Below are 14,595 nucleotides of genomic sequence, written 5' to 3'. Positions count from 1 at the left end.
GCGGCTGCCCGGCGGCCTCACCCGGGCGGGACGGGAACGGACAGAGCGTGCGGCTGGTCCTCCCAGGTCACCAGAACCTGCGCGGGCAGAGGCTCTCCGCGCATCGGCGCCATCAGGAACTCAGCGGCCTCGCCTGCCCGCACGACGGCGTACTCGGGAACGCCGCGAGCCGAAGAAGGCAGATTCGCCGGGTCCACCCGGACACCGGTGAGGGTGACGGGACCGGTGTTGCGCAGGGCGTAACCGTGCTTTCCGAAGCGCTCCAGGTGCCATGGACCGATGCCCTGCTGCGACGGGGGCCACTGCTGGGGCGCGGGCCACTGCTGTTTCGGGGGCTGGGGAATCGACTGCGGGTGGCCGTTCACCGGTTCGGCGACCGGCTCAAAGGTGCCAGCCGTCGGCTCCACGGCGTCGGCCATGGGCGGATCGGCCGCTCCGTCCGGGGTCCGGCCGACCGGTTCTGCGGCGAAGGTACGCGCGTCCTCGTCCGCCATGGCATCCGGCTCCCCTACCCCGGCCCACTGGGCTGGGACTTCGGGGCGCTGGCCGTAAGGGGTCAGGTCAGCGGGAGCGCCCTCCGGGCGTTGCCGGGGCGGATACGGCACTGGCGGAACATACGGTGAAGGGGCGGTCACCTGGGCCAGCAGCTGCTCCATGACCAGCGCGCGGCGCTCAGCGGTCTCGATCTGACGACGCTGTAACTGGGAGGCCTCGGCCTGCAGTTCGTTCTGGCGGCGCAGGTCGCGTCTCTGCGCGATGCCCTGGGCGACCGCGAAGCAGGCCGTGCCGAACGCGACGACGGTACTGCCCCAGGTCGCGGCGTCACCGGCCTCCATTGCGATCCACCTCATGAGCGCAACTCTACGTAGTCCGAGGGGAGTTGCGCCCACTGACCGGGGCTGGCCGCGAGGCGCGCCCCGTCGCGCGCGTCAAGCCCGGACAGCCCTGCGGCGGCGCCGGTCCGGTGCCGGGCGGCACCGGACCGGCGCCGCGACGACCGGGACACTCCCGCTGACCTCGATGTGACCGGCTACCGCCTGAGCGGGCGGTCCCGCTGTCAGCGGCGCAGTTCTCTGCGGCTCACTCGGCGCAGGCGCCGGCGCTGCGAGGGGTCGAGCGTCAGATAGGCGACGACCGGAACGCCGACGATCACCGCCAGGGCGATCCAGAACGACGTCAGCCACCACAGGAGCAGCCCCACGGCCACACCGCCGACGGCGATCTTTCCTCTGTTGGTCATCTCCAGCCTCCTCCGTGGCGGCGTGCGCCCGCCTCCACTGTCCAGTAAAACGCCACTCCGGGCTCCGGGGTTCCCTCGTCGTTTCCTGTTCCGCCCGGAGCTGATGTACGGTCGGCCACTCGCCGCAGCTAGTCAAGTTTGAAGAATGCGTGGCTCTGTGACTCAGACCGTGACGACGCCCTCCGAGATCGCCCGTCTCGCCCAGACCTCCGCCGTGCTCCTGCACGCCGATCCGCCCCGCCTGACACGTATCGCCTTCTGGCGCCCCGACGGTGCGCCGCCCCTTCCCGGGCGGGACGGTCTGCAAGAGCTGGCTGTCGCGCTACCCGCCCCAGAAGGGGTGGCGGACAGCGTGATCACTGTGCGCGCGGTGCCCGCACTGGCACTGCCCGTGGGAGCGGCTCTGCCCGTGCTCACCCGGATACGGGCGGCCGCGGAAGAAGCAGGCGCCCGGGGGCCCTCCGGTGCGGTCTTCTGGGGCGCGGCCTGCCTCCTCGCTCTACGACTGGCAGCACGCGGCCGGCTGCTGCCGGGGCTGAGCGGAGCCAGCAACGACGCCTGGCGGTTCGGGCCCCTCGACGCGGCGGACGCGGAGCAGCTGAGGGGCCTCGCCGCGGCCATGCCGCCGCACGCGCACGCCGTTCCGCTGCCCGGGACGTCGGACCGCCCGCGGCTGCCGGAGCCGGAGAGCGAGCTCCGCGCCTTCCTCGATGCCGTCGCGGACACCCTGCCCCGTACCCCGGCGGCCGAGGTCGCGGCCGGTGGGGCCGCGTTCGCCGCTGTGCCGGTACAGCACATCCCCCAGCTGCGCGACTGGGCCGCCGACGTCGCGGCGGGCCACGACGCGGGCATACGGCTGTCGTTGCGTATCGAGGTCGACGGCCTGCCGGACGACGCCGCGGACAGTGCCACGGGCAGACATGACACCGCTGAGAGGGACGACGGCGCAGACGTCCCCGGTGACCGTCTCACCGAGCAGACGCACTTCTCGGCGGTGCTGCAGGTGCACAGCGTCACCGACCCCGCCGTCCTCTGCGACGCGGCAGAGATCTGGGCGGGCACCTTCCCGAACCCGGCGGCGTTCGGTCCGCGGGTGCAGAGGGACACGCTGCTCACGCTGCGCCGGGCGGCAGCCGCCTGGGACCCGCTCACCCCTCTGCTGTCTTCACCCGTACCGGACCGCGTGCCGCTGGTGGAGGAAGAGATCGCCGAACTTCTCACCCCGTCCGTCTCCGCGGCTCTGGAGACCGCGGGGCTGCGCGTGCACTGGCCCCGGCAGCTCCAGCGGCGTCTCACCTCGCGAGCCGTCGTCAGCCCAGCCGCACCGCGAGACCCGGCCGGGCAGGGGCCGGCGGGTTCTCCGCCCCGCGAACTGCCGACCGACGCGCTGTTCCACTTCGACTGGCGCCTCGCCGTCGGCGACACGGAGCTGACCGGACCCGAACTGGACGCACTGGCAGAGGCGGGACGCCCTTTGGTGCGGCTCCGCGGGCAGTGGGTGCTGGTGGACCCCGCCGCAGTGCAACGCGCACGGGATCGCAAGAGCCGCAAACTCACGACAGCCGACGCGCTAGGCGCGGTCCTGTCGGGCTCGTCGGAAGAGAACGGAGAGCCCGTAGAGGTACGCGCGTCGGGCTGGCTGGAATCGCTTCGCAGGTACCTCTCCGACCCCCCGGAGCCGGACTCCGGCCCGGCCTCGCAGCCGGAGGCGCTGGCAGCGACGCTGCGCGACTACCAGCTGCGGGGGCTCGACTGGCTGGAGCGGATGACGTCGATGGGGCTGGGCGGATGCCTCGCGGACGACATGGGGCTCGGCAAGACCGTCACACTCATCGCACTCCATCTGCGCCGGCAGGAGCAGCCCGGTACGTCCGGTCCGACGCTGGTGGTCTGCCCCGCCTCCCTGCTGGGCAACTGGGAGCGCGAGATCGAACGCTTCGCTCCGGGCACACCGGTGCGCAGATATCACGGGACGGACCGGCACCTGGGCGGCCTGGACGACGGGGAAGTCGTCCTGACGACGTACGGGACCATGCGTCTCGACGCGGGTCCGCTGACCGGACTCCCCGCGCCAGGCTGGGGCTTGGTCGTCGCCGACGAGGCGCAGCACGTGAAGAACCCCTTCTCCGCCACGGCCCGCGCCCTGCGCACCATCCCGGGCCGCTCCCGCGTCGCGCTGACCGGGACTCCCGTGGAGAACAACCTCTCCGAGCTGTGGTCGGTGCTGGACTGGACGACGCCCGGACTGCTGGGGCGGCTCGGGACCTTCCGCAGGCGCTACGCCGACGCCGCGGAGGGCGGCGACCCCGCGAGCGCTGAACGGCTCGCCCGGCTGGTGCGCCCGTTCCTCCTCCGCCGCCACAAGAGCGATCCCGGGATCGCACCCGAGCTGCCGCCCAAGACGGAGACCGACCGCACCGTAGCGCTCACCTCCGAGCAGGCCGGGTTGTACGAGGCGGTCGTACGCGAGGGGCTGGAGGAGATCTCCGGCAGCGACGGCGACTTCGCACGGCGCGGACTCGTCGTGAAACTGCTGACGTCGCTCAAGCAGATCTGCAACCACCCCGCCCAGTACCTCAAGGAGGACGCCCCGGAGCTGGCGGGCCGGTCGGGGAAGCTGGAGCTCCTCGACGAACTTCTGGGCGCGATCCTCGCCGAGGAGGATCCCGGCGGCGTCCTCGTCTTCACCCAGTACGTCCGGATGGCACGACTGCTCGAGCGCCATCTCACGTCGCGGGGCGTGCCCACCCGGCTCCTGCACGGCGGGACGCCGGTGAAGCGGCGGGAGGACATGGTGCGCGACTTCCAGGACGGGGCCGTCCCCGTCTTCCTGCTGTCGCTCAAGGCGGCGGGCACCGGCCTGAATCTGACGCGCGCGGCCCACGTCGTGCACTACGACCGCTGGTGGAACCCCGCCGTGGAGGACCAGGCCACTGACCGCGCGTACCGCATCGGACAGGACCGTCCCGTGCAGGTGCACCGTCTGATCGCCGAGGGAACCGTGGAGGACCGCATCGACGAGATGCTGCGGCGCAAGAGGAAGCTCGCCGACGCGGTCCTCGGCTCCGGTGAGGCGGCACTCACCGAACTCTCGGACAGCGAACTGTCCGACCTGGTCGCGCTGCGAAGGAGCGGAGCATGACTCAGCCCCACGGGGAACCGCACGGGCAGAGCGACGGAGCCGGTGAGCGCGAGCGTACTTTCGCCGCCCTCCCGCCCGCCCGGGGGCGTGCCTTCGCGCGGACGTGGTGGGGGACGCGCTGGCTGCAGGCTCTTGAGGACACCGCGCTCGACGGCGAACAGCTCCGCAAGGGACGCAGGTTCGCGCGCCAGGGGGCAGTCGGCGCCGTCACCGTACGGCCCGGACGCATCACAGCGGTGGTGCGCGACCGCGACGGAACCGCTCACCGTTCCGACGTACTGCTGCAGGAGCTTCCGGATGCCGACTGGGAGCGCGTGCTGGAGGTGGCAGCACGCGAGTCCGGCCATCTGGCGGCGCTGCTGGACGGCGAGATGCCGCCGCGCCTCGTGGAGGACGCCCTGAGTGTCGGCGTCGAACTGCTGCCGGGGATCGGCGATCTGGACCCCTCGTGCGGATGCGAGGCGTGGGACCACTGTCCGCACACGGCAGCGCTGTCCTACCAGTTGGCGCGCCTGTTGGACGAGGATCCCTTCGTGCTGCTGTTGTTGCGCGGCCGCACCGAGCGGGAGTTGCTGGAGGAGCTCGGGGCGCACACTTCTGCGGGGACGGCGTCCGCGGCGGCAGAGCCGGCGGGCGAACAGGATCCGGCCGGTGACCTCGGCGGCACCCGGCACAACGTGGAGCCGCGGGGCGTCCTCGCGGAGGAGGTTTTCGCGCGCGGCGCGGACCTGCGTCCGCTGCCCGCCGAGCCTCCGCCCGGGAGTGCCCCCGGTGGCGCGCCGTCGCTGACGGGTGCGGGTACGCAGCCGGCAAGCGGAGTGGACGCGGCGGCCCTCGAGTTCCTGATCGCGGAAACCGCGTCCCGAGCGCACCAGTTGCTCTGCGCCGCCCTCTCACCCGCTCACGCGCACAGTGACCTGCCTGAACCGCTCACGCCGTTCCAGGACGCGGTGCGGCTGGCCGCGTCGGCTCCGAGAAGGCGCATCGCCGAACGCCTCTCGGCGCATTGCGGCGTCCCTCCCGCGTCGTTCGGCGCCGCCGTACGCGCCTGGGAAGTCGGCGGGGAACTCGGCCTCACCGTGTGGGAGGAGTCATGGACTCCGGCTCCGGAGACGATGGCCTGGGCCCGCGACCAGCTCGCCACCGCCTGGGCGGAGGAAGTCGACCCGCCGGGACTGAACATCGCCGGCAGCAGCTGGAACACCCCGGACGGGAGCGCCCAGTTGCGGATCGGGCCGGACGGAAGCTGGTGGCCCTACGTCGCGGAGCGCGGCGTGTGGTGGCCGGCGGGCGGTGCGCAGACGGATCCGGCGGCGGCGCTGGCCGTCGCCCTGCGGCAGAAAGAGCCCGGCCGGGGCGAGAGGGACTGAAGCCTCTCGCCCCGGCCGGGGCGAAGCACTGTCCGGGCCTTTCAACGACGCGCCAGTGCGACGCGTCGCGGCCCGCCAGTTCTACGCGTTGGCCTCCAGCACCGGGAGGTAACCGCTGGTCTGGCCGGTCTTCGTCGGGTGGTAGGACTCCCCGACCGGCACAGTGACACTGTGCAGCCACGAGTCGCCGGAGCAGATCTCGTGTCCGGTGAAGGAGTCACGCACGTCGCCGAAGGTGAAGCCGTGGTCGGCCGCGCGCTTGGCGATGGTGTCGTTGAGTACGTCGGACGCGGAGTTGATCGCCTCACGCGACTTCTCGCTGAGGCCCACGGAGCACTCGCCGTTCAGCTTGTACATCCGGGGGTAGCCCAGCACCACGACCTTGGCGGACGGTGCCCGGTCGGTGATCGCGTTGTAGACGGAGTCGAGCTGGCCGGGGAGGGTGCCGCTGATGTACCCCTTGGCCTCCTCGATCTTCTCGAGGCACACGCCCTCGCCCTGCAGGACGCACGCCTGCATGGTGTCGGCGAAGCTCGCGTCGTTGCCTCCGATGCTGATGCTCACCAGACCGGTCGAGTCGCTGAGCGGGCCCAGCTGGTCGTTCAGCACGTCTCCGGTACGGGCGCCGGAGCAGGCGGTGAAGTCGAACGACGAGGGGGAGTTGGCCGCTGCCCACTGATTCGCGTATGCGTTCGCACTGCGCTTGCAGTCGCCGCTGTCGGAGTCGTAGTCACCGGCGCCGAGGCCGGACGAGTAGGAGTCGCCGAGGGCGACGTACCCGGTTGCGGCTTCCTGCGCGGACGCGGCGGCGGCACCGAAGGTGGTGACTCCGACGCACGCCACGACCGTGGCCGTGGCTGTCCATCTGTTGAGCTTCATGGAACCTCTCATGGTGGGGGGTCGACATGGAGGGTGCTTTTGTCATGCAGGAGTATCAGGTCCCAGCCCTGACTGGAAGTGTTCATGCCAAAGTTGTCACAGAGGCGAACGCCCTCCAGAACCACGGGAGTTGACGCTTCACGGCGCATGACCAGCGAAGCCGTAGCAGATTCCGCCCTCACCGTAAGCGCATACGTCTTCCGGCCGACGGGGATCTGTAGAAGCCTGACAATCACAAGTCGAAGCACGAAGCACGATCGGCGAACGTGGTGCATGAATCGGGAAGCACTGTGCGCGAAACGCGACAGGAGCGGACTTCCCACGCACCGTCGCCCGAGGAGAGCAGTGAGCCCCGAGTACTACGAGGACATCTCCCCCTCAACCGGCACCCTCGCACCGCGCGCCTGGTACGCGGCCTCCGACGCGAAGAGACTCCCGCTGAACGAAACCTGGGACTTCCGCCTCTCCCCCACCGCCGTCGGGTCCGGCACCGAGTTCACCGAGGACGGCTACGACAGCTCCGACTGGGACAAGACCGTGGTCCCAGGTCACTGGGTGCTTCAGGGGCACGGCGCCCCGGCGTACACCAACGTCCGTTATCCCTTCCCCGTCGACCCGCCGCGCGTACCCGACGAGAACCCGACAGGCGACCACCGCTGCCTGTTCGACCTCCCCGCCGACTGGCCCGGTGGCGGGGAGACTCTCCTGCGGTTCGACGGTGTGGAGTCCTGTGCCCGCGTCTGGCTCAACGGACGCGAGCTCGGCACGTTCCAGGGCTCGCGCCTCCCGCACGAGTTCCGCGTCACCGGCGTACTGCGGCCCGGCCGGAACGTGCTGGCCGTACGGGTGCACCAGTGGTCGGCGGGCAGCTACCTGGAGGACCAGGACATGTGGTGGCTGCCGGGCGTCTTCCGCGACGTCGCGCTGCACCACCGGCCCGAAGGGGCCGTGGACGACTACACAGTGCACTCCTCGTACGACCACACGTCGGGTGAGGGGACCTTGCGCGTGGACTGCCGGCCCCGTGGACGGGTGACCGTACCCGAGCTGGGCATCGACGCCGCCACAGGCGAGAACGTCGTCCTGCCCGTCGAACCGTGGACCGCGGAGACGCCCCGCCTGTACGACGCCCGGCTGGCCACCCCAGGCGAAACAGTGCACTTCCGGATCGGGTTCCGCACCGTCCGTATCGAGGACGGTCAGCTGAAGGTGAACGGCAAGCGCGTCCTCTTCCGGGGCGTCAACCGGCACGAGTTCCACCCCGAACACGGGCGCGCAGTGGACGAAGCCACGATGCGCCTGGACGTGCAGCTGATGAAGCGGCACAACATCAACGCCGTCCGCACCAGCCACGCTCCTCCGCACCCGGCGTTTCTCGACCTGTGCGACGAGTACGGCCTCTGGGTGGTCGACGAGTGCGATCTGGAGACCCACGGCTTCGGCGAACTCGACTGGGAGGGCAACCCCGTCGACGACGAACGGTGGACCGCGGCGCTGTTGGACCGTGCCGAGCGCATGGTGGAACGCGACAAGAACCATCCGTCGGTCGTCGTCTGGTCGCTGGGCAACGAATGCGGCAGCGGAGCGGGACTGGGCGCGATGTCCCGCTGGATCCGCGAAAGGGACCCCTCCCGTCCCCTGCACTACGAGAACGACCCCGAGTGCCCGGACTCCGACCTCTACTCGCGCATGTACGCGACGCACGACGAGGTCGAGCTGATCGGGCAGCGGAAGGAGCCCCCGCTCGAGGACGCCGCTGCCGACGCGCGCCGGCGCGCTCTCCCGTTCGTCCTGTGCGAGTACGCGCACGCGATGGGCAACGGCCCCGGCGGACTCAGCGAGTACCAGCGGCTGTTCGAGACCTACGAGCGCTGCCAGGGAGGGTTCGTCTGGGAGTGGATCGACCACGGGCTGCTGCGCCGCACGGACGACGGCCGGGCCTACTTCGCCTACGGAGGGGACTTCGGCGAGGAGGTGCACGACGGCAACTTCGTGTGCGACGGGCTCCTGTTCCCCGACCGCACCCCCTCCCCCGGGCTGACGGAGTTCGCCAAGGTGATCGAACCCGTCCGCATCGAGGTCGCCCGCGCCGAGCCCGGCGGAACGTCCGGCACGGCGAGTGACGTGATCGTACGAGTGCGCAATCTGCATGACTTCGCCGGTCTCGGGCACCTCGACTTCGAGTGGTCCTGCCAGGTGCGGGGTGAGCGGGCGGGCGGCGGACCGCTGGCCGTGCCGCCCCTCGGTCCGGGCGAATCGGCCACGGTGACCCTTCCCGTGGACGCGGTCAGCGCGGCCGGCGGACCGTCCGGCAGGGGCGAGATCCTCTGGACAGTGCGAGCCGTCCTCGCGCAGGACACCTCTTGGGCGGGGCAGGGGCACACCGTCGCCTGGGGCCAGTCGGCCGTCTCCCCGCCGGCCGCCATCGCCTCTTCGGCCGCGCGCACAGGGACCGAGCCGGCCCGTCACGCCGGCGAGACGATCACCCTCGGTTCCGCCGTCTTCGACACGGCCGGCGTCCTCACACGGCTGGGGCCACTTGCACTGACCGGTCCGCGGCTCGACGTGTGGCGTGCGCCCACGGACAACGACGAGGGCGCACCCTGGCAGCCGGAGGCCCGCAGCGCCACCACGTGGCGCGAATACGGACTGCACCGGATGCGGCACCGCACCGACTGCGTGGAAGCCGGCCCGGAAGGACTGCTGGTGCGGACCCGGGTGGCGCCCGCGGCCACCGGTCTCGGCCTGCGCACCACCTACCGCTGGAGCTCCAGCGCCGGGAAGGTGCGGCTCGCCGTGACCGTCGAACCAGAGGGGGCCTGGGACTTCCCGCTGCCCCGGCTGGGCCTGCGCCTGGGCGTTCCGGCCGCCCTGGGGGACGTCACGTGGTACGGCGGAGGGCCCGGAGAGGCCTACCCGGACACGCGTGCGGCCTCCATGACGGGACTGTGGCACAGCACCGTCGACGGCATGCAGACGCCGTACGTACGTCCCCAGGAGAACGGCGCCCGCCCCGACGTGCAGTGGGCCGAATTGCGCGACTCCTCAGGGCGATCGGGCGGGTCGGGCACGCCGGACCCGCCGCTGCCCCACGGTCCGGGACTGCGCGTCGAGGCGGAGGCAGACCCCTTCTGGCTCACCGCGCGACGCTGGACGAGCGAGGAACTGGACGCGGCGGAGCACACCACGGACCTCGTCGCGGGAGAGACGGTCTGGGTGAACCTCGACCACGCGCAGCACGGAATCGGCTCGCAGTCATGCGGTCCCGGAGTTCTGCCCCAGCACCGGCTGACGGCGGCACCGGCCGAGTTCACCCTCGTCTTCGGCATTCCGGACGCCTGAGGGCGCGGGAGGCATCCCGCGCCGCCGCCCGCTCCAGGGCGTGTGGCGCCGACCTCCGTACGCCCCTGCCCCGCGGCGGCTTCCGGCCACCGCGGGGGACGGGGGCTACGCGCCGCCCTTGACTCCCACGCCCGCGTACCCGTGGTGCACGAGGAGTGAGTCGCCCTCCGGGACAGGTCCGTCGGGACGCCACAGGGGCGGGCGTACGAAACCCGGTTCCAGCAGCTCGAACCCCTCGAAGTACGGCATCAGTTCCTCACGGCTCCGCGTGATGAGCTGTGCCGTCGAGCCCTTGTAGATCTCCGCCGCCCGCTGGAGGGCGTCATCGTCGTCGAAGTCGGCGGTGAGGTGGGAGAAGATCAGACAGCTCCCCTTGGGGAGACGGTCGGTCAGCGTCCGGACGATTTCCAGCGGTCCTTCGTCGTCCCGGATGAAGTGGAGCACCGCCACGAGCATCAGTGCGACCGGCTGGTCGAAGTCGATCAGCTGCCGCGACGCCGCATGGTCCATGATCGCTTCCGGCTCGCGCAGATCGGCCAGCACGAAGCCCGCGTTACCGGAGTTGGTGAGCTTCGCACCGGCGTAGGTCGCCACGATCGGGTCGTTGTCGACGTACGCGACGCGTGTGTCCGGCGCGATGTCGCGTGCGACTTCGTGGGTGTTGGGCGAGGTGGGGATACCGGTGCCGATGTCGATGATCTGCCTGATCCCGCGTTCCACTACGGTGCGCACGGCCCGGTGGTGGAATCCCCTGTTGCCCTGTGCGGTCGGACGGAGGAACGGGGCGTGGCCCAGTGCGCGCTCAGCGGCTTCGCGATCGACCTCGTAGTTGTCCATCCCGCCCAGGTAGTAGTCGTACATCCGAGCCGGGTGCGGGATGGTGGTGTCGATCTGGTCGGTGCTGAAGCCACTGTCCGACACGTCACTCTCCTTGTCATTGTCGTGGCAGGTCATGCGAGCAGGAAGTCGGCGTCGCCGTCCTTCGCGCCCTGGATGAACTTCTCGATCGCGTGGGGGGTGTAGATGAGGGCGGGCCCGTCCGGGTCGGCGGACTGACGCAGCGCCACCCGCCCGTCAGCGAGTTTCAGCGCCTCCACACAGCTGCCGCCGTTGCCTCCGCTCCAGGGCTTGTGCCAGCCCTCGGTGCCTAGCTGTTTGGCGGGCATGCCGTTGTAGATACGACCCATGGTTCAGATCTCCTTGCGCATTGCACTGAGGATCGCCTCCGTCCGCGACACCGGTGCGGCCTGGGCGCACATCCGGTCGAGTGCCTCCAGGAAGGTCGTCACGTCGTCACGGTGGTCGAAGTAGACGGCGCCGACCAGGCTCTCCGAGCAGGCCACGTCCGGCAGCTCCTCCAGGGGGAAGCGGAAGAGATGGAAAGGCCCGTACATCGCCGGATGGGGACCGACGCTGAACGGCATGACCTGCAGCCGGACATGAGGCTTCCGTGAGGCTTCGATGAGGTGGTCCAGCTGCTCGCGCATCACCTCGGAACCGCCGAGGGAACGCCGCAGCACCGTTTCGTCCATCACCACCCACAGCATCGGGGGCTCGTCGCGCTCCAGGACGGCCTGACGTTCCAGACGGAGCGCCACCTGACGCTGGATCTCCTCCTCCGGCGCCTGCGGCATCCCGGCCCGCAGCACCGCGCGTGCGTAGCCCTCCGTCTGCAACAGCCCGGGTACGTAGTGGGGTTCGTACGCCCGGATGACGTGGGACTCGCTCTCCAGGCTGACGAAAGCGCTGAACCATTCCGGCAGCACGTCGCGGTAGCGGTGCCACCAGCCGGGCTGGTTCGCCTGCCGCGCCAGTTCCAGGAAGGTGTCGATCTCGGACTGGTCGGTGACCCCGTAGGTCTGCAGCAGCTTCTCGACGTACGGAACTTTCAGGCCGACTTCGGCCTTCTCCATCCGCCGGACGGTGGCGTGGGTGACGTCGAGTGCGCGGCCGGCCGCTTCGTACGACAGCCCGCTGCTCTCACGCAGATGCTGCAGACGCCTGCCCAGAACAACCCGTAGAACGGTGGGTGCTCCACCGCCCGCACGAGAGTCCACCACTATCGCTCGCCTCCAACTCCTGTCATGAGCAAGCAGTTTGGCACGGACGTCGCGTGCGACGACAGCCTGGCTCGAACGATTCTGTAATTTGCATACTGATCCTTGCCAGGTGTGAGCGCACAGACCATAGTGGAGCTGTGGCTTCCCCCCATGACGCCCTCTCTTTAGAAGATCGGCCCCCCGCTGTGTCGGCTCGACCACTGCGCGACGCGTTCCGTCTGCCCGCGCTGGACACCTCCGTCGCTCAAGCGCGCAGACGAGTACTCGACCGCCTGCACGATTGGCATGTCGACGAAGAGACGTGCGACGACGCGCAGTTGCTGGTCTCGGAGCTGTTCACGAACGCCGTGCGGCACACCGCGAGCCAGAAGGTCAGCTGCGAACTGTGGCTGGTGGGACGGCGCCTGTGCCTCGAAGTCACGGACCAGGGCGGCGGACCGCACCCCAAGGAGCCGCGCGCGAACAAGGTGGTGGACGCCGACGGTGAGAGCGGACGCGGTCTGCTCCTCGTCAGCGTCCTCGCGGACGACTGGGGCATCCGCCCCGGCACACTGTGCAGCGGACCGTCACGGGGCCACGCCGTGTGGGCGGAACTGACCTGTTCGCGCTGCACCACGCACTACTGAGCACCGGGTCGCCCCCCGTTCCGGAAGCAGCGCGTTCTCGGCCACCACATCTGACGTCCGTCGCTGGACACGCCGCTGCGCGCGCTCCGGTACAGCCGTCACGCGCCTCGGCGCCCGGCCGGGGTGCACCGCCGCCACCCCGGCCGTAGACCGGCACTCCGCGAGCTCAGCTCTTCGCCGCGGGGTGCGCCTCCGCAGAGGTCTTCTCCGCGGTCTCCTCCCTGCTCCCGTGCTTGCGCTGCAGCCAGACGCCGATCGCCAGGACGACCGCGCCGACGGCGACGGACATCACCATCTGCTCCCGGCCCTCCTTGTCGTAGAACATGTAGCCGATGACGAAGAGGATCAGCCCGATGGTGGCGTACGTCAGGTAGGGGTACAACCACATGCGCACCGTGTGCCGCTCCGGGGTCTCCCGTTCGATCTTCGGCCTCATCCGCAGCTGCGAGAGGCAGATGACGAGCCACACGAAGAGCGCGACGGCTCCTGAGGAGTTGAGCAGGAACTGGAAGACGGTGTCCGGCGACGTGTAGTTGAAGATCACCGCGACGAACCCGAAGGCCACCGAGGACCAGATGGCCACCGCCGGCACGCCCCGTTTGTCCACCTGCGAGAAGGACTTGGGCGCGTCGCCGCGCCTTCCGAGCGAGAACGCCATGCGTGAGGCGGTGTACAGACCGGAGTTGAGACAGGAGAGGACCGCGGTCACCACGATCACGTCCATGATCGTGCCCGCGTGCGGGATGCCGATCTCGTTCAGCGCGGCGACGTACGGACCCTCGTCGACCACTGCCTTGGAGTTCCACGGGAGCAGCATGACGACGAGGAGGATCGAACCCAGGTAGAAGCTGCCGATGCGCCAGATGACGCTGTTCGTGGCACGGCGCACCATCTTCTCCGGGTGGGCGGACTCGCCGGCGGCGAGGGTGACGATCTCGCTGCCCATGAAGGAGAAGACCACCAGCAGCATGCCGGAGAGGATGGCTCCCGGCCCGTTCGGCAGGAATCCTCCGTGGTCCGTCAGGTTCGAGGTGCCGGTGGCCTCGGCGCCGGGCAGCAGCCCGACGACGGCGAGCCCCGCGATCACGATGAAGGCGGTGATCGCGACGACCTTGATCCCGGCGAACCAGAACTCGAACTCGCCGTAGGAGCCGACCGAGGCGAGGTTGGTGGCGGTCAGCAGCACCATCACGATCAGCGCCCAGGCCCACTGGGGCACGGACGGGAGCCACCCGGTGAGGATGGTGGCTGCCGCCGTCGCCTCGACGGCGAGGACGACGACCCAGAAGAACCAGTAGAGCCAGCCGATGGTGAAGCCCGCCCACCGGCCGAGCGCGCGGTCGGCGTAGGTGGAGAAGGAACCCGACGAGGGGTTCGCCGCGGCCATCTCGCCGAGCATCCGCATGACGAGCACCACCAGCAGCCCGGCCAGCAGATAGGACACGAGGATTCCGGGCCCGGCCTTGGCGATGCCCGCTCCCGAGCCGACGAAGAGCCCGGCTCCGATGACTCCGCCGATCGCGATCATCGACAGGTGCCGGTTCTTCAGTCCGGCCTTCAGGGAATCCTGCTCCGCGGGCCCTTCCGGGGAAGGCGGGTGCCCTGAGTGCTCACGCTCAGCACTCTCTGTCACATTCGACGGTCGCACGCCCATCTCAACGTTCCTTCAGTTCCCTGGGCGAAATCTCGTTCGGCGCTTCATTCGAAGGCTTCTGCGAGAATTCACTCCGCAGTCAGAGTCAATGGGCCACTAGAAACCCGTACCGAGCAGCCGGTCAAGGTGACCTGAGTCTCATAGCGGACAGTGAACGACCGCCTGCCCAGCGAGGTCGGACATCCCGGGTGTCGCCCACGAAAGCAGGCATAAGACCCGTCGGCCTTCCCGGACACCCGCACCTTCCCTCCACCCCTTCTTCGCACCCCTCCTCCGCACCCG

Annotated in this window: 11 protein-coding genes; 4 read left to right on the top strand and 7 right to left on the bottom strand. The window is 70.1% G+C overall.

What is annotated here, in order from left to right:
- Positions 1–17 precede the first annotated feature (17 nt).
- Both IEY56_RS00360 and IEY56_RS00355 read right to left on the bottom strand, forming a co-directional pair.
- Positions 18–851, bottom strand: a complete 834-nt coding sequence (locus IEY56_RS00360) for a hypothetical protein (RefSeq protein WP_189034998.1) — start codon at positions 849–851, stop codon at positions 18–20.
- A 206-nt stretch (positions 852–1,057) separates the two neighbouring features.
- Complete coding sequence (locus IEY56_RS00355) at positions 1,058–1,240, bottom strand: tail-anchor membrane protein (RefSeq protein ID WP_045862368.1); 183 nt, start codon at positions 1,238–1,240, stop codon at positions 1,058–1,060.
- A 145-nt stretch (positions 1,241–1,385) separates the two neighbouring features.
- Here IEY56_RS00355 and IEY56_RS00350 point away from each other — a divergent pair, with 145 nt between their 5' ends.
- Together IEY56_RS00350 and IEY56_RS00345 are read left to right on the top strand one after the other, a co-directional pair.
- Positions 1,386–4,382 (top strand): SCO1167/SCO6262 family helicase, encoded by a 2,997-nt coding sequence (locus IEY56_RS00350; RefSeq protein WP_189034997.1) that lies wholly within the window; start codon positions 1,386–1,388, stop codon positions 4,380–4,382.
- On the top strand, positions 4,379–5,752 hold the full coding sequence (locus IEY56_RS00345; RefSeq protein WP_189034996.1) for an SWF or SNF family helicase: 1,374 nt from the start codon (positions 4,379–4,381) through the stop codon (positions 5,750–5,752). The genes IEY56_RS00350 and IEY56_RS00345 overlap by 4 nt, the downstream gene beginning before the upstream one ends.
- 81 nt (positions 5,753–5,833) lie before the next feature.
- On the opposite strand, the gene IEY56_RS00340 is transcribed toward IEY56_RS00345, so the two are convergent.
- On the bottom strand, positions 5,834–6,631 hold the full coding sequence (locus IEY56_RS00340) for an SGNH/GDSL hydrolase family protein (protein ID WP_189034995.1): 798 nt from the start codon (positions 6,629–6,631) through the stop codon (positions 5,834–5,836).
- 345 nt (positions 6,632–6,976) lie between these two features.
- On the opposite strand from IEY56_RS00340, the gene IEY56_RS00335 reads away from it, so the two are divergent.
- A complete protein-coding gene (locus IEY56_RS00335; RefSeq protein WP_373292007.1) occupies positions 6,977–9,973 on the top strand; it encodes a glycoside hydrolase family 2 TIM barrel-domain containing protein in 2,997 nt (998 codons plus the stop codon).
- A 105-nt stretch (positions 9,974–10,078) separates the two neighbouring features.
- On the opposite strand, the gene IEY56_RS00330 is transcribed toward IEY56_RS00335, so the two are convergent.
- The 3 genes from IEY56_RS00330 to IEY56_RS00320 are packed head-to-tail and all read right to left on the bottom strand — an operon-like array spanning position 10,079 to position 12,033.
- Positions 10,079–10,894 (bottom strand): SAM-dependent methyltransferase, encoded by an 816-nt coding sequence (locus tag IEY56_RS00330; RefSeq protein ID WP_373292006.1) that lies wholly within the window; start codon positions 10,892–10,894, stop codon positions 10,079–10,081.
- A 29-nt stretch (positions 10,895–10,923) separates the two neighbouring features.
- Entirely contained in the window at positions 10,924–11,160 is a 237-nt protein-coding gene (locus IEY56_RS00325) for a DUF397 domain-containing protein (RefSeq protein ID WP_189034992.1), read from the bottom strand.
- Positions 11,161–11,163: 3 nt separating this feature from the next.
- Positions 11,164–12,033 (bottom strand): Sco1979 family transcriptional regulator, encoded by an 870-nt coding sequence (locus IEY56_RS00320; protein WP_189034991.1) that lies wholly within the window; start codon positions 12,031–12,033, stop codon positions 11,164–11,166.
- Positions 12,034–12,218: 185 nt separating this feature from the next.
- On the opposite strand from IEY56_RS00320, the gene IEY56_RS00315 reads away from it, so the two are divergent.
- Positions 12,219–12,659 carry an ATP-binding protein gene (locus IEY56_RS00315; protein ID WP_229711422.1) on the top strand — a complete coding sequence of 147 codons (441 nt, stop codon included), beginning with the start codon at positions 12,219–12,221 and terminating at the stop codon, positions 12,657–12,659.
- A 166-nt stretch (positions 12,660–12,825) separates the two neighbouring features.
- Here the strand turns inward: IEY56_RS00315 and IEY56_RS00310 are convergent, their stop codons facing one another.
- Positions 12,826–14,313, bottom strand: a complete 1,488-nt coding sequence (locus IEY56_RS00310; protein WP_189034990.1) for an amino acid permease — start codon at positions 14,311–14,313, stop codon at positions 12,826–12,828.
- Positions 14,314–14,595 lie beyond the last annotated feature (282 nt).

Source organism: Streptomyces daqingensis, assembly GCF_014645895.1.
Classification (GTDB): domain Bacteria; phylum Actinomycetota; class Actinomycetes; order Streptomycetales; family Streptomycetaceae; genus Streptomyces; species Streptomyces daqingensis.
This window is presented reverse-complemented; position numbering and strand designations above follow the sequence as displayed.

Bases quoted from the DNA above. Each gene is read 5' to 3' on its own strand.
- IEY56_RS00360 (WP_189034998.1), bottom strand. From the start codon at position 851: ATGAGGTGGATCGCAATGGAGGCCGGTGACGCCGCGACCTGGGGCAGT.
- IEY56_RS00355 (WP_045862368.1), bottom strand. From the start codon at position 1,240: ATGACCAACAGAGGAAAGATCGCCGTCGGCGGTGTGGCCGTGGGGCTG.
- IEY56_RS00350 (WP_189034997.1), top strand. From the start codon at position 1,386: ATGCGTGGCTCTGTGACTCAGACCGTGACGACGCCCTCCGAGATCGCC.
- IEY56_RS00345 (WP_189034996.1), top strand. From the start codon at position 4,379: ATGACTCAGCCCCACGGGGAACCGCACGGGCAGAGCGACGGAGCCGGT.
- IEY56_RS00340 (WP_189034995.1), bottom strand. From the start codon at position 6,631: ATGAAGCTCAACAGATGGACAGCCACGGCCACGGTCGTGGCGTGCGTC.
- IEY56_RS00325 (WP_189034992.1), bottom strand. From the start codon at position 11,160: ATGGGTCGTATCTACAACGGCATGCCCGCCAAACAGCTAGGCACCGAG.
- IEY56_RS00310 (WP_189034990.1), bottom strand. From the start codon at position 14,313: ATGGGCGTGCGACCGTCGAATGTGACAGAGAGTGCTGAGCGTGAGCAC.